Consider the following 15,550-nt stretch of genomic DNA (forward strand, 5'->3'; position numbering starts at 1 on the left):
AATTTTGATTCCTTTATAATTTTGATTTTGTAACTTTTATATGAATTCCAATTATCGTATTCAGGAATATAAGGCTTTATTCTACCGACTGTTTTTAGCGTATGTGTTCTATTTTATCGCCCGTGTGCTATTCTTTGCTTATAATTATAAAATGCTAAAGGTGGATTCGGTTTCCGATTTTCTGGCTTTGGCGTATCACGGAATGGTTTTCGACACAGCGGCAATTTTGTATCTCAACGCCTTGTTTGTGGTTTGTTCAATTCTTCCGTTGTGGATTACAACTAAAAAAGGATATCAGAAGTTTTTGTTCTATCTGTATTTTGTTTGTAACCTGATTGGATTTGCGACCAATTTTGTCGACTTTATCTATTATCGTTTTACCTATGCCCGTACGACTATTGCCATTATGGATATCGTGAAAAACGAATCGAATAAAGGAAATATGTTTTCGCGCTTTATTGTGAGCTACTGGCATGTATATGCGTTGTTCTTCCTGTGTGCGATCCTTTGGGTTTATTTGTATAAAAAGGTAAAAGTAAAAGAGGTACAACACGAAAATAAAGTGAAATACTTCGTGTCGTCGATTTTAGGATTGGTTACCATTGCGGTTCTGGCTGTGGGTGGAATCCGTGGTGATTTTAAAAAGAGTACGCGTCCGATTAATATTGTGGATGCCAATCGCTATGTAACGAAACCGGAACACGCCGATATTGTACTGAATACGCCTTTTGCGGTTATTCGTACTATGGGAACCACTAGTTTTAAAAAGGTGGATTTAGTGTCGCCGGAAGTAGTGCAACGCGAATTGGAACCGATTAAACACTATCGTAATAATCCGAAAACCAAACCGAATATTGTCATCTTTATAACCGAAAGTTATGGAAGAGAGTATATCGGTGCCTTTAATAAGGATACTAAAATTCCGGGATTTGTGAGTTATACGCCGTTTATCGATTCATTGGCGCAACACAGTCTTATTTTTTCGAATGCTTTTGCAAACGGAAGTAAATCGATTCACGGAATGTCTTCGGTTTTGGCCGGGATTCCTTCTTTTCAGGATGCCTTTACCTCATCGCCTTATCCGAAACAAAAAATCCAATCGCTGGTTTCGACCTTAAAAGAAGAAGGTTACGATACCTCGTTTTTCCACGGTGCGCCAAACGGTTCGATGGGATTCCTTGGATTTGGAAATATATTAGGTTTTGATCACTATTATGGTAAAACGGAATATAATAACGATGCCGATTTCGACGGTTCCTGGGGAATATGGGATGAGCCGTTTTTTCAATATATGAAAAAGACGTTTGATGCGAAAAAGCAACCGTTTATGGGAACTATTTTTACCGTATCGTCGCACGAGCCGTTTGTGGTTCCTGAGAAATTTAAAGGGAAGTTTCCAATGGGTACGGTGCCGATGCATCAGGTTGTAGGTTATACGGATTATGCGTTTAAAAAATTCTTTGAAGCGGCCAGAAAAGAACCGTGGTTCCAGAATACGATTTTTGTAATCACAGCCGATCATTGTAATCAGGTGGCCTATGATGAATATGCTAAGGTGATCAACCGTTCGGCGGTGCCTATTCTGATCTACAAACCGGATGGTAGTTTGAAGGGAGAGAATAAGGAGTTGGCGCAGCAAATCGATATTTATCCGACTTTATTGGATATGATCGGATACGATAAGCCATTCCGTAGCTGGGGAAGAAGTTTGATAGGTGAAAAAGCGATTAAACCGTTTGTGATCAATTATAATGGAACGCAGTATCAGTTCCAACGCGGTAATTATATCTGTTTGTTCGACGGTAAGAAAGCGACCGGGTTTTATGCGATTGCCGATAAAGGTTTGGAGAAAAATCTGATCGGCAACCGAAATAAGGAAATGGATGATCTTGAAGTGGCTTGTAAGGCCTTTGTACAGGATTATTACGCTCGTATTATCGATAAGAAATTATATGCTGAATAATTTTATAAGGAGATTTCCGGAAGGTGTAGTGTGATGTAATTTAATTTATGTTTAATTATGAAAAAAAAATTTACTCTATTATTACTTCTTGTTACTATTGTAATAAACGCACAATGCTGGAAAACAATTGCCAATGGATACCATCATAGTATCGGTATTAAATCCGATGGGACCTTATGGACCTGGGGAAATAATGCTTCCGGTCAATTGGGCGATGGTACGTTGGTAGATAAAAGGATACCGGTTCAACTTGGTGTCGATGCCGATTGGGAAACCGTTTGCGCAGCAGGATTAGGAAGTTTTGCTGTTAAAACCAATGGAACGCTATGGGCATGGGGGTATAATGTGAATGGAACATTAGGTACCGGAACGACAAATCCCGTTTTGACTCCGATGCAGGTTGGTACTGATACTAATTGGAAAACAATCACCGGTTCTTATTATGTAACTTTTGGGATAAAAACAGATGGGACATTATGGGGATGGGGTATAAATTCGTATGGGCAGTTGGGTAATGGAACAACTTCTCCCAGTATGGTTCCGGTGCAAATTGGACATGATACAGATTGGAAATCCATCGCGGTAAATACTGACGTGACTTTTGGTTTGAAAAATGACGGTAAACTATATGGATGGGGTAAGCCGGATTATGGTCAGTTTAATTCCGGAAGTATTCCGAATGTTAGTCTCACGCCTATCCGGATTGGATTGGATTCGGATTGGAATTCAATAGCAGCGGGTGAATTCCATATTATGGCCTTAAAAAATACAGGTACGCTATGGGGATGGGGAAGTAATTTTTATGGTCAGGTAGGAGCTTATCCTTTCCAGTCGCAATTTTCTTCACCTAGAAAAATAATAGATTCGTCTGATTGGGTATCGGTATTTGCCGGAAATGAAGATTCTTTTGCAATCAAATCCGATGGAACATTGTGGGCCTGGGGAAGAAACCGATTTGGAGAATTAGGAGGTGGCGTAAATTATACAATTCATTTTCCTATGCTTATCGGAACAGATACGGATTGGCAGTTTATAACAAACGGTTTCAGACATACATTAGGATTAAAGGCCAATGGTGATTTATGGGCAATGGGAACAAATACATTTGGTATGTTTGGTAATGGAACACTAAATAACAGTTTTGTTCCAATAGCGGTAGACTGTAATCCTGTGTTGAGCACTCCTGAGGTTTTGGCTAAAGACGATCTGAAGATGTATCCGAATCCGGTTAAAGGGTATTTTAAATTGGAATCCGATACAGCTCTTGATGTTCTTTCGGTGGCCGTTTATAATAGTTTAGGACAATTGGTGAAAACAGATCAAAGCTCCGGTAATCATCAGACTTTTGATGTATCCGAATTAAATACCGGAATTTATTTTCTTAAAATAAACACAAGCTTGGGTATGATCAATCGTACCTTTGTTAAAGAATAATTTTACAGATTATTATTGATCTGACAGCTTGTATAAAGACAGTATATCTTAAAAATAACACTCCGGTAAAAGCCGGAGTTTTTTATGCTAAATAATAACCGACAGTTCATAAACAGGCTTCTTTTGTTTAATGTCTATGTTTTGTAATGATTTTTTAGCCTTGCATTTTTGTGATATAAATAATGCTCCCTTCAAAAGTTTATGGCTATAAGGATTCCATAGCTGATTACTATTGTATAATTTTGTAATGTAAGAAGTAATTAGCTTCTTACTGTTGTGTTATGAGTAATATATTTTCTGAAAACCGGCAAATAGGAGTAGTGGCGGATTTCTATGAGCTTGCACATACTGATTTTAAAGGAGAAACGAATGCGCTATGCTGGTACAGAAATTTGGATGGCGATTTTAACGAAATTGTAGCGCGCTTATCTTTAAAAGAAAATATAACGGAAGTTTCTCCCGAAGATCTAATCGCGCTCCAACTATCGGAAAAGGGAAGTAGAGCCAGGGAAATAATTTTAAACGATTTACAATTATTAACTGATTTTGGCGCTTCGCCTTCTCTTAATTTACTCAAGTGTTATGAGCGTGATGAGGAGTTTGATTTTATAGCGACGGATGTCTATTCGTTTCATGTAGATCGTTCACCCATTGCAACAGATACTTTTCTATGTACGTATCACGGAGCGGCAAGTGATATTGTTCCGAATACGCAAGCCACGCAAAAAATTCTGATTCCGGAAATCCGAACAAAGCTAGGTGGACTCTATGATGGACCGCCGGAAGGGTTTGAGGACTTTTTAAAGGAAAATTATTTTGATTTGCATTATCAGTTACATGCGAATGCAGAACCGGTTAATTTAGGGATTGGACATCTTTGGCGATTGGCCGTTGATCATCCAAAACAACAAGTGCTACCTTGTATTCATAGAGCACCAATAGAAAAGGAAGGGGAATATCGGTTGTTGTTGATTTGTTAAGGGAATCCAAGGTTGCGTTTCTTTTTTATTGGAGCTAAAAACGTGCACAGCTGAAAATAATTAGAACGGAAGTGAGCTTTCCGTTTTTTTTATGCAAAGTTGTAACTGATATAAAATAAAAAACCCGGATGTGAATCCGGGTTTGTGGGGAGAGCAGGATTCGAACCTGCGAAGACTTAGTCAGCAGATTTACAGTCTGCCCTCGTTGGCCGCTTGAGTATCTCCCCATTGGCTAACCAAGTGTTTCCTTGATTATTTCGAGTGCAAATATAGGACTGTTTTTTTAGTATGCAAACTTATTTCTAATATAATTTCTGACTTTTTTTTAAGCCGTTGTTGTTGAGGTAAATAAAAAAATCCCCGTAAGGGGATTTTTGTGTCAGGGCTTTATTTTGCTGCTAAAAGCTCCAATATTTTTGCTTTTAATTCGGCACCTCTAAGGTCTTTTGCTACAATTTTTCCGGAAGCATCCAGAATAAATGTTTGCGGAATCGATTTTACATTATATTTTTCTGCAATCGGATCCTGCCAGAATTTTAAATTTGAAACTTGTGTCCAGGTTAATTTATCTTTTGCAATCGCTTCTTTCCATTTGTCGGCATCTTTGTCTAACGAAACACCGATGATGTTTAAACCTTGTGGGTGTAATTCGTTATATAAAGCTACTACGTTAGGGTTTTCCGCACGACACGGACCACACCATGATGCCCAGAAATCGATGATCGTTACTTTTCCTAATGATTCTTTTAACGATACGGTTTTTCCTTCCGGATTCGGAGCCGAAAAATCAGGAGCTGCTTTTCCAACCTGTACCGCATTTTGTTTTTCTAAAAAGTCTTTTACGGTTTTTCCGTGTTTGTTGTCTTTGGCTTCAGGTGTAAGTGATTTGTAAAGCTTTTCGATTTTGTCAACCGGTAATGACTGATACATCGTAAAGTTTTCCAATAACATAACCGATAAGAACGAATCCGGGTGTTTCTCGATGAAATCTTCCGATTTTTTATTTAAAGCATTCTGGAATACCATGTATTCTTTTCTAAGACTGTTAACAGTAACTGTATCCTGAGATTGCTGTGCCATTGCCATCTTTTGATTGTTGGCAATCTGGAAAGCCTGCATCTTTTTAAAGATAACTTTCGATTCGTCGTTATATTTTTGGAACTGATCGTTAGTAATGGTTCCGGTAACGCGTGAATTACGAATAGAATCTTTTACAAAATCGACTTTAATTGTTCCGTTTTCCAATATAAAAGGTATCATGTCTCCGATGTCCTGAATTCTTAGGAAACAAAATTCCGGTTTATCGGCTATTCCTTTAAATTCGAATTTTCCGTCTTTAATTTTTACAGTGTCTTTAGAGATAGGACCTAATTCGCTTTGTGTGGCAATAATAACCATTTTGTCATTATCGATTCCTTTAGCTTCTCCGGAAATGGTAAAACCATTGTCTTTTTTACAAGAAGCAAATACGGCAGCAATTGACAGTACTAAAAAAAGTTTCTTCATTGTTATTTTTAATTTGTTATGTTACAAATGTATTTAAAAACTGATTAAAAGCAGTTGCTAAATAGATTATTTTTAACAGTTGGATACACAAAGCCCCAAAATCGTATTGTTCCGATTTTGGGGCTTTTGTAATTAGTTTTGAGTGGAAGGGCAGACAAATTTAGACAAGGCTACAGGAGTATTCCGGATTCCGGACATTCCTTTTTCAACATTGATGATGTTGTGATAGCCTCTGGCTTTTAAAATGGAAGCCATAATCACCGAACGATAACCCCCGGCACAATGCAGGTAGAAATCATTTTCAGTAGGTACTTCTGCCAACTGATTGTTTACAAAATCCAGCGGAATGTTGATGGCGCCTTCTACGTGCTCGGCACTGAATTCTCCCGGTTTTCGGGCATCAACGATGGTCAGTTTGGACATGTCTTTATCGGTCGCAAATTGTTCCGGACTGATCGAAATAACACTGTCGGTTTCAAATCCGGCTGCTTTCCAGGCTTCAACTCCGCCTTCCAGATATCCAAGACAATTGTCAAATCCTACACGCGACAATCGGGTGATGGCTTCTTTTTCTTTACCTTCCGTTACAATTAATAAGATCGGTTGTTGTACATCCATAATTAAAGCACCAACCCACGGTGCAAAGTTACCCTGCAAACCAATAAAAATGGATCCCGGTATATGTTCTTTTACAAATTCACTTTCATGACGTACGTCCAGAATTAATGCTTCCGACTGACCAGCTACCGTTTTAAACGCTTCCGGATGAAGCGGTGTATCGGCTTTTGCCATAACAGTCTCCAGACTGTCATAACCCTGAATATTCATCAAAACATTTTGTGGGAAATAGGCCGGTGGCGCTCCCAAACCATCCAAAAGTTCCGAAATAAATTCGTCTTTGGTCATATCGGCGCGTAACGCATAGTTCACCTTTTTCTGATTCCCCAGCGTATCGGTAGTTTCCTTACTCATATTTTTACCACAGGCACTTCCGGCTCCGTGATTTGGATATACAATCAGATGATCCGGTAATGGCATGATTTTATCGCGTAAGGAATCGTATAACATAGACGCCAGTTTTTCCTGCGTTAAATCGGATACCAGTTTCTGTGCTAGATCCGGACGTCCCACATCACCAATAAATAAGGTGTCTCCGGTTATAATACCGTGCATTTCTCCGTTTTCATTCAATAATAAATAACAGGTACTTTCCAGCGTATGCCCGGGCGTATGAATGGCTTTTACCGTATAGTTTCCGATTTTAAATTCCTGACCGTCTGTAGCGATGGTCGCTTCAAAACTAGGTTGTGCAGTTGGACCGTATACAATTGTAGCACCGGTTTTTTGTGCCAGATCCAAATGTCCGGAAACAAAATCGGCATGGAAATGGGTTTCAAAAATATACTTGATCGTTGCGTTGTCTTTAGTGGCTTTATCAATATAAGGCTGTACTTCGCGAAGCGGATCAAAAATGGCTGCTTCACCATTGCTCTCCAAATAATAGGCGGCGTGAGCAATACATCCGGTATAAATCTGTTCTATTTTCATAATTGCATTTTTTTATTTTGTGTAAAGATAAGGGGTTGCTTTTTTTCGAAAAGTGACTTTTGTCACAAATGAAAACTTTCCTTAAGCAGAATATAAACCGCCATTATAAGGACAAACCATCCAAAACCTTTTTTTAATTGTGTTTCGTTAACAAACCGGTTAAGGTAAATCCCTGCAAAGATACCGAAAACCGATACCAAAGAAAAAGTTAAAAGAAACGTCCAGTCGGCATTTAGATTTTCCAGATCTCCGGTAAAACCAATTAAAGAGTTTATGGCGATGATCAATAAAGAAGTACCAACGGCTTTTTTCATCGGAAGTTTAGCAAAGAAAACCAGAGACGGGATGATTAAAAAACCGCCACCGGCACCAATTAATCCAATAACCACTCCAATCAGAAAAATCTGCGGAATGAGTAGGAGGAAATTGTTTTTTGAAGTATCCGCTTCGGTTTCGTCGCCGTTTGCTTTTTTTCGAAGCATCGCCAATGCCGCCAGAAACATGATAATCGCAAAAAATCCCATCAAAAAGGTATCTTTTGACAATGTGATAAAATCTGTTTTTATAAGCGTATCCGGTAGCGCCGGAACTAAAAAACGACGCGTAAGGAAAACCGCGATAAACGACGGAATCGCAAATAAAAAAGCGGTTTTTACAGCTACCATTCCTTTAAAATAATTGCGAATGGCTCCAAAACCGGAAGTTGTCCCTACAATAAACAGGGAATAGGCTGTAGCTGTAACCGGCGGAATTCCCAAAAGATAAACCAGTACGGGAACCGTCAGGATGGAACCACCACCACCGGTTAGCCCTAAAATCAATCCGATGCAAAGTGCACCGATATACCCAAAAAACGATTCCATTTTAAAAAACAAGAATTTCGATTTTGTTACGGTGTAATTTGATTTTTTGCTCGTCCTGCAGATGCTTTAGCAAACGGGATATTACAACCCGGGAAGTATGCATTTCGGAAGCGATTTCCTGATGTGTCGTACTGATTTCGGTGGTGCCCAATACTTTTGCTTTGTCGGTAATAAATTTATAAAGACGTTCGTCCAGATTCATAAAGGCAAGGGTATCGATGGCTTCCAACATTTCCATTAAACGGGCATTATAGCTTTCGAATACAAAATTCCGCCAGGTAGGGTATTTTACAACCCATTCTTCCATTTTGGCGATGGGAATCAGCACCATTTCGCCATCGGTTTCGGCAATAGCGCGGATTTTACTTTTGTTTTTTCCCATACAACAACTCAATGTCATCGCGCAGGTATCGCCTCGCTCTAAAAAATAAAGCAACAGTTCGTCTCCATTGGAATCTTCACGCATGATTTTGATGGCACCTTGTAACAGCAGTGGCATCCATTCTATATTTTCTCCTATTTCTATAAGGTAGTCGTCGGCTTTGAATTTTTTATAACTGGAAATCGAATTGATTTCTTCCAGCAGGGCTTCTTCAAAAATGAAGTCGTACGATTCGAATAAGAGTGCTTTCATATAGTATTTTTTGTAAAGGTATCTTTTTGGAATGAAACCTGATGTAACATTTGTTTCAAAAGAATTGGGTGTAGTGATTTTATATCCGAATTTATTTTTATCTTTATCAGACACAACGGATTGCGTGTAAAACCTACCATCGGGCTATTTATTCCTCCTGTAGCCAGTTTACCCAAAATAAATACAATAAAAAACAACGAAGGTGTTATAATTATAACGCTTTCGATTCCCATTTCTATACCGTTTTTATTCCCCTTGATTTCCCAAATCACACACCTATTTATGACATTGTTTAACATCACTAAATAACAATAATATATGTGTAAAACGGCATTTTTTGTATTGATTATGATGATTCCTGGTTGGGGTAAGGCTCAGAATCAGGAATCCAATAGAGTAGTCTCCGACTCGGTAACGCCTGCTTTTTTTCAATTGGGTGAAGTACGAATAACCGCATTTCGGAAAAGTGTGATCAAAGATCGGATCAGTCAGGTTGCGATGGAAGCCCATAACAAGGTTGAGGTATCGCGTTCTTTAAATTTGTTGGCCGGTGTTAATCTTACGGCATCAGGTCCAAGAAATGAATCGATGGTTTCGGTTCGGGGATTTGACCTTCGTGCCGTTCCGGTATATATGGATGGAATTCCGGTTTATGTTCCGTATGACGGTTATGTGGATCTCGCCCGGTTTACCACTTTCGATCTTTCGGCTATTGATGTTTCCCGGGGTTTCTCGTCCCTGCTTTATGGCCCGAATTCATTGGGTGGAGCCATTAATCTGATTTCAAAAAAACCTTCGGAAAAAATGGAATATGACGGCAGCTTAGGGATGATCAACACTAATGGTTACCGTGGAAATCTGAATATCGGTTCGAACTTAGGGAAATACTATTTTCAGGCCGGATATTCGTATTTGCATCGCGATAGTTATCGGATGGCTTCCGGTTTTACTACGCGTCCGTATGAAGATGGAGGCGAACGGGATAATTCCTATCGGACGGATCAGATGATCAGTTTTAAAGCCGGATGGACGCCCAATGAACGACAGGAATATGTATTGGGCTATCGTTTTCAGAAAGGCGAAAAAGGAACACCTGTCTATGTAGGCGATGATCCGATGAATCCGCTGTATACGAAACCCCGTTTTTGGCAATGGCCCGATTGGGATAAGGAAACCTATTATTTTTTATCCAATACGCGGTTAAAGGGGAAAGATTATATCAAGAGTCGGATGTACTACGATACATTTAAGAACATACTAAACAGCTATGATGATGCTTCCTATACGGCACAAACCAAAGCCTATGCTTTTCAAAGTCTCTATGATGATTATACCTATGGCGGAAGTGTTGAGTTTGGAACGGCTGTTATCCCTAAAAACCTCTTGAAATTCTCAGTCCATTATAAAAGAGATATCCACCGGGAACATAATAGTAACGAGCCAGTTCGGAATTTTAAAGATAATACAGGGAGTTTTGCTGTAGAAAATACCTATGCTGTTACCGAAAAATTAACGTTTATTCCGGGGATAGGTTATAGTATTCGAAAAAACGATACTGCCGAAGATTATAACAGTACGACCCAGATGGTTTCAGATTTTGAAAAAACCGGAGCCAGTAATGCCTGGAACGGACAATTGGGTGTCTTTTATAATTTTAAGGAAAATCAAAAAGCAAGTTTTACTCTGGCACATAAAACGCGTTTTGCGACAATTAAAGACCGGTATTCTTACAGAATGGGTACAGCAATTCCTAACCCGGGACTTAAACCGGAAAAAGCGGTTAATTATGATTTGTCCTATTCCGGAGTATTTTTTAAAGCTTTATCCACGCAGTTTTCGGTATATTATAGTCATCTTACCGATGCTATTCTTAGTGTGAATAACGTAGAACCGGGTAAATCACAAATGCAAAACACCGGATCGGCCGAATTTATGGGGATGGAAATTACCTTTAAATATGATTTCCGGGAAAAACTGTCTTTGGGTGGTAACTATTCCTATATAGAAAGGCGCAATACGACCAATCCGACCGTCCTGTTTACGGATATTCCCGATACAAAAGTGTTTTTCTATACACAGTATAAACCGATACAACCAATACAATGGCTAGTAAGTACGGAATTTAATGCGTCGCGAAACAGCACGAGCTACGGAACCAGAGCAGCGGATTTTACCCTTGTTAATACCGCGGTATCGGCTCGGGTATGGCGTTATATGAGTGTTGAAGCGGGTATTAATAATGTTTTTGACAAAAATTATATGCTGGTGGAAGGCTATCCGGAAGAAGGCAGGAACTTTTTTGTTACGCTGCGGGTTTTTAAGAAGTAAGAAACGGCCGGTTATTATAGCCGGCCGTTTCTTTTAAAAAATAAAACCTGATAATTAAAAAAATGAAAATATGAGTTGCTGATCAATGGAATGATACAAGTCCATTGATAAACGATTACAAATGAACGGTATATTCTAAAACTGAATTAGACTTTGCCTGAAAAAGAAAGTAATTTGACTTAAAAAGACATTGTAATTTTAGAATAAGAAGACTAAATATGGAAAGCATAAAAAAACATTGTTTTAAGCGGTCTGAAGTCACTTTTAAAAATAAAGAGTCTTCACATGGAGTCAAATTATAAAAGTCGCAATTTGAGGAGTTGAAAAACGGCTCGGAATGCCGTTTAAATTATGTTAATTTATTGGGTAATTCGTTTTTGCTTCAATTTTAAAACTATATATTTGTATGCTTTTTTACAGAGCAATCTAACAAACAAACAAAAGTAAGTTGTAAATTATTAAATAGTATGGCAACAGCACAAAAGCCGAAGGCTAGCATGTATGAAAATGTTAAGAATCAGTTTGAAAAAGCTGCTTCTGTGATGGGACTGGATGAGACTGTTAAAAAAATCCTTTCTGTTACGAATAACGAAATTGTTGTTCATTTTCCGGTGAAAATGGATAACGGAACAGTCGAAATGTTCACAGGGTACAGAGTACAACACAATAATGTTTTAGGACCTTACAAAGGAGGTTTACGTTACCACGCAACGGTTGATATCGATGCTGCAAGAGCATTGGCTACCTGGATGACGTGGAAAACATCTTTGGCCGGACTTCCGTACGGAGGTGGTAAAGGTGGTATCCAATTGGATCCGAAAAAATATTCACAAGGCGAATTAGAGCGTATCACGCGTCGTTTTGCGTATGCTTTAGGAGATAACATCGGTCCGGAACACGATATCCCGGCACCGGATGTAAATACCAATGCACAAATGATGGCTTGGATTGCCGATACGTATATGTCGACAAAAGCACCAGCTGAACGTTCTAAAAACCAACACGTTGTTACAGGTAAACCTGTAGGATCTGGAGGTTTGGAAGGTAGAGACCGTGCTACAGGTTTTGGTGTGGTAGTAACATTGGAATCTTGGGCTAAATTAAGAGGAACTTCTTTGGAAGGTAAAAAATATATCGTTCAGGGATTTGGTAACGTAGGATACTGGGCTGCACACTTTATGAACAAAAACGGGGCTATCCTTGTTGGTGTTCAGGATGCAACCGGAACGATTTACAACCCGGAAGGAATTGATCCGGAAGCTTTATTGCGTTTCCAGGCCGATAACAATACCATTTCTGGATACAAAGGTACTCAGGATTATAAAGCAGATGAATTCTTCGGAATTGACTGTGATGTTGTAATCCCGGCTGCTTTAGGTAACCAGATTACTGCTGAAAACGCAGATTCGATCAAGGCTCAGATTATCGCCGAAGGTGCTAATGGTCCTATCGATACCGATGGTGAAGCAATCTTATTAGCAAAAGGAATCGAAATCATTCCAGACATCTTATGTAACTCAGGAGGTGTAATCGGAAGTTATTTCGAGTGGTTACAAAACCGTAACGGAGAAATCTGGACTATGGACGACGTAATCATCAAGTTAAGAAAGAAACTGGAAGATGCATTCAGTAAAGTGGTTTTAACAGGAAGTCAGTATAAAACAGACTGGAGAACGGCTGCTTATGTTCAGGCATTAGCCCGAATTGAAATGGCATACAAACAAAGAGGTATTTTCCCATAATCGGGTAGATCATATTCGAAAAAGGACTGCAATGCAGTCCTTTTTTATTTAAACGATATGGCTAAGTGCCATACAGAACCATCCTAAAAATAACAGCAAACCGCCAATTGGCGTAATGGGACCAAGAAATTTTAATTTCTTTCCGCCTATACTACTCAGGCATAAACCGTAAATACTAAACGAGAATAAAAAAGTTCCGATTATAAAAAACCATGCGGTTAAGTTTTCACTTGTTTTTAAAAAAGTAAATTGATTACTGATAAAAACCAATGCCAAAGCATGGTACATCTGGTATTTTACACCGGTTTCAAAACTGCTGAGCGATTTGGTACTTAGTTTCTTTTGTAGGATATGCGCTCCAAAAGCTCCGAAAATAACGGCTAAACCGCCATAGCAGGCACCAATAGTGAGTATGGTCTCTTTCATAATTGTTCGTTGTTTGGTGGGAAAGTAGTTTTAGTATTACAAATATAAGCGGGTGAAGCCAAACCACCAATTAAAATTCTTAATTCTGCATTTAGTATCTTTGCCGGATGAACGGGAAAGTGTACAATAAAACAAATTTTTTTAAGCATACCTTTTGTATTTTTAAGGAGGTTGCTCCCGATGTGCTACAAGAAAAAAAGTTTCACTATAATAGTAAATCGGGTAGTAGTTATTATTTTACAGATGAGGGCGTTTACCGAAATTCCAACCATTGGGGACGAGCGGCCAATTGTCGTTGGCGTTTGCTGTCTTTAACGGATGGAAAAACGAATAATGCCACAGCTAAAACCGGCTATGCAAAATGGACGGATTTTTATCCGAATAATGAAACCGAAAATTTGTTTTATGTCGAATGGAATACCGAAACGGATGCGATTCATTTCCAACATAAGTCCAATCCGGAATACGACGGTAAAGCGGTTTTGCGTAATGCCGCCGAAACAACCAAACGTATACAATTGATCAAAAAGCTTTTTGAAACCGATAACTGGGCCGATTATCTTAAATATGACGATGTTGAAACGTTGCGAAAAACGATAACGGAAGCTTTGATCACAACAAATAAAACCCTGCAACAAATCAAACAACCCTTTTTGTAATGAGTCGGCAAAACGAAGAAAATCGAAAAAAACACAGTAAGAAAATCAATGAAAAGCGTTTGCGGGAACAACGTTCGGAATCCGATCGTAAAGCAAAACTAAAATTGATTCTGCAAAATTTAATTCCGATACGAATGAGTCCTAATTGTTATTGCGGGAATCCAATTCCGTTTTCCGATTGTTGTGAGCCTTATATTAAAGGAATTAAAGCGGCACCTACAGCCGAAGCATTAATGCGTTCCCGGTATTCGGCTTATGCGGTTCATGCGATTGAGTACCTACTCAAAACGACGCATATTTCACAACGCAAATACCATTCGAAAAAAGATATCGAACAATGGGCGACAACCAACCAATGGGTAAAGCTGGAAGTGCTAAAGGCTACCGAAAAAACAGTGGAGTTTAAAGCCTATTTTCTGGATGCACAATTACAACCACAGGTTCACCATGAAAAATCGACCTTTAAACAACAAAACGGACATTGGTTTTATGTAGACGGGAAATTCTACTAAAAAAACTATTTTTTAATTGAATAATGATCAAATACGGCTTTGGATACCCGTGCTATGATCGCATTATTAGTCGTATCATCTTCCATCGAATTTTTAACGAATACGGCTATGGCATAGGTTTGTCCTCCGGGTAAGAAAACAATGCCGATATCGTTTTCGGCTGCTTTTAAACCTTCTGTATTGCGAAAGGAACTACCGGTTTTATGTGCGACAAGTATATCTTTGGGTAACAGCCCTTTTAGTTTATCCGGACCGGTTTTGGTACCCAACATCACGTTTAACAGGTAATCATAGGATGTCGGAGATAGGATTTTCATCTGATAAAATTGCTGTAGCAGTTGTACGGCTGCGAATGGTGATGTTGTATTCAGATATTGATTGTCCCATTTCTGGTGCATTTCTTCTTCCGTAGCAGCAATACGCGTGTCTTTTATTTTTAGATTCTTAATATAACGATCTACTTTTTTGGTACCACCGGCGAGGCGGAATAAGATGTCGCAGGCATTATTATCACTTAGAGAAATCATATAGCTTAAAAGTTCGCTCAGTTTGATGTTAATATTGCCATATGGGTAATTTTCGCGAAGCGGACTATGGGTGTTTTCTAATAATTCGGATTTTTTTACAAAAATCTCCTGATCCAGTCGTAATTTTCCTTGATCAACCAGATGTAAAACAGCCAGGGCTACATGAAATTTATACACACTTAGGGTTGGATAATCCGGTGTGTTGTTAAAGGTTACCGTGTCTTTTGTCGTAAAATTATATACGGCAATACCAACAGTGGCTTTTTTATCTTTAACGATTTCCTGAAATTGTGCTTTTAATCGGTTGGTTTGTGCCAATAGAGTGCCTCCGAAGAAGAGAGCGAGAATAGCCAGTAAAATTTTAAATAATTTCATGTTTGGGTTGTATTGTATTGTATAATTGAATGTACCACACTAGCTTGGTGATA

General features: G+C 38.8%; 13 protein-coding genes and 1 tRNA gene. 7 read left to right on the forward strand and 7 right to left on the reverse strand.

Annotated features, from left to right (window positions below; translation table 11 throughout):
• Positions 1-40: 40 nt before the first annotated feature.
• The 3 genes from AAFN64_RS10270 to AAFN64_RS10280 all read left to right on the forward strand — a co-directional run bounded on the left by AAFN64_RS10270 (position 41) and on the right by AAFN64_RS10280 (position 4,377).
• Positions 41-1,963, forward strand: a complete 1,923-nt coding sequence (locus AAFN64_RS10270; RefSeq protein WP_347760356.1) for a sulfatase-like hydrolase/transferase — start codon at positions 41-43, stop codon at positions 1,961-1,963.
• Positions 1,964-2,020: 57 nt separating this feature from the next.
• Positions 2,021-3,397, forward strand: a complete 1,377-nt coding sequence (locus AAFN64_RS10275) for a T9SS type A sorting domain-containing protein (RefSeq protein WP_347760357.1) — start codon at positions 2,021-2,023, stop codon at positions 3,395-3,397.
• Positions 3,398-3,678: 281 nt separating this feature from the next.
• Complete coding sequence (locus AAFN64_RS10280; RefSeq protein WP_347760358.1) at positions 3,679-4,377, forward strand: DUF1826 domain-containing protein; 699 nt, start codon at positions 3,679-3,681, stop codon at positions 4,375-4,377.
• A gap of 145 nt (positions 4,378-4,522) precedes the next feature.
• On the opposite strand, the gene AAFN64_RS10285 is transcribed toward AAFN64_RS10280, so the two are convergent.
• The 5 genes from AAFN64_RS10285 to AAFN64_RS10305 form a co-directional block, all read right to left on the reverse strand.
• Positions 4,523-4,604 (reverse strand) — tRNA-Tyr (locus AAFN64_RS10285).
• Between the two features lie 160 nt (positions 4,605-4,764).
• Positions 4,765-5,883 carry a TlpA disulfide reductase family protein gene (locus AAFN64_RS10290; RefSeq protein ID WP_347760359.1) on the reverse strand — a complete coding sequence of 373 codons (1,119 nt, stop codon included), beginning with the start codon at positions 5,881-5,883 and terminating at the stop codon, positions 4,765-4,767.
• 132 nt (positions 5,884-6,015) lie between these two features.
• Entirely contained in the window at positions 6,016-7,431 is a 1,416-nt protein-coding gene (locus AAFN64_RS10295) for an MBL fold metallo-hydrolase (protein ID WP_347760360.1), read from the reverse strand.
• Positions 7,432-7,493: 62 nt separating this feature from the next.
• Positions 7,494-8,294: a sulfite exporter TauE/SafE family protein gene (locus AAFN64_RS10300; protein WP_347760361.1), complete on the reverse strand. Its 801-nt coding sequence runs from the start codon at positions 8,292-8,294 to the stop codon at positions 7,494-7,496.
• Position 8,295: 1 nt separating this feature from the next.
• The gene (locus tag AAFN64_RS10305) at positions 8,296-8,928 is read right to left on the reverse strand and encodes a Crp/Fnr family transcriptional regulator (RefSeq protein WP_347760362.1); all 633 of its coding nucleotides are present in this window, start codon (positions 8,926-8,928) and stop codon (positions 8,296-8,298) included.
• Positions 8,929-9,246: 318 nt separating this feature from the next.
• Between AAFN64_RS10305 and AAFN64_RS10310 the strand changes: the two genes are divergently transcribed.
• Both AAFN64_RS10310 and AAFN64_RS10315 read left to right on the forward strand, forming a co-directional pair.
• The gene (locus tag AAFN64_RS10310; RefSeq protein WP_347760363.1) at positions 9,247-11,256 is read left to right on the forward strand and encodes a TonB-dependent receptor; all 2,010 of its coding nucleotides are present in this window, start codon (positions 9,247-9,249) and stop codon (positions 11,254-11,256) included.
• Between the two features lie 467 nt (positions 11,257-11,723).
• On the forward strand, positions 11,724-12,998 hold the full coding sequence (locus tag AAFN64_RS10315; RefSeq protein ID WP_300490016.1) for a Glu/Leu/Phe/Val dehydrogenase: 1,275 nt from the start codon (positions 11,724-11,726) through the stop codon (positions 12,996-12,998).
• Positions 12,999-13,046: 48 nt separating this feature from the next.
• Here the strand turns inward: AAFN64_RS10315 and AAFN64_RS10320 are convergent, their stop codons facing one another.
• Positions 13,047-13,424 (reverse strand): DUF423 domain-containing protein, encoded by a 378-nt coding sequence (locus AAFN64_RS10320; protein ID WP_347760364.1) that lies wholly within the window; start codon positions 13,422-13,424, stop codon positions 13,047-13,049.
• 182 nt (positions 13,425-13,606) lie between these two features.
• On the opposite strand from AAFN64_RS10320, the gene AAFN64_RS10325 reads away from it, so the two are divergent.
• On the forward strand, positions 13,607-14,083 hold the full coding sequence (locus AAFN64_RS10325) for a hypothetical protein (protein WP_347760365.1): 477 nt from the start codon (positions 13,607-13,609) through the stop codon (positions 14,081-14,083).
• The gene (locus AAFN64_RS10330; RefSeq protein WP_347760366.1) at positions 14,083-14,595 is read left to right on the forward strand and encodes a YchJ family protein; all 513 of its coding nucleotides are present in this window, start codon (positions 14,083-14,085) and stop codon (positions 14,593-14,595) included. The genes AAFN64_RS10325 and AAFN64_RS10330 overlap by 1 nt, the downstream gene beginning before the upstream one ends.
• Before the next feature lie 5 nt (positions 14,596-14,600).
• On the opposite strand, the gene bla is transcribed toward AAFN64_RS10330, so the two are convergent.
• Entirely contained in the window at positions 14,601-15,497 is an 897-nt protein-coding gene (gene bla / locus AAFN64_RS10335; RefSeq protein ID WP_347760367.1) for a class A beta-lactamase, subclass A2, read from the reverse strand.
• Between the last annotated feature and the right edge of the window lie 53 nt (positions 15,498-15,550).

This window comes from Flavobacterium sp. CAU 1735, from assembly GCF_039888695.1.
Lineage (GTDB): Bacteria > Bacteroidota > Bacteroidia > Flavobacteriales > Flavobacteriaceae > Flavobacterium.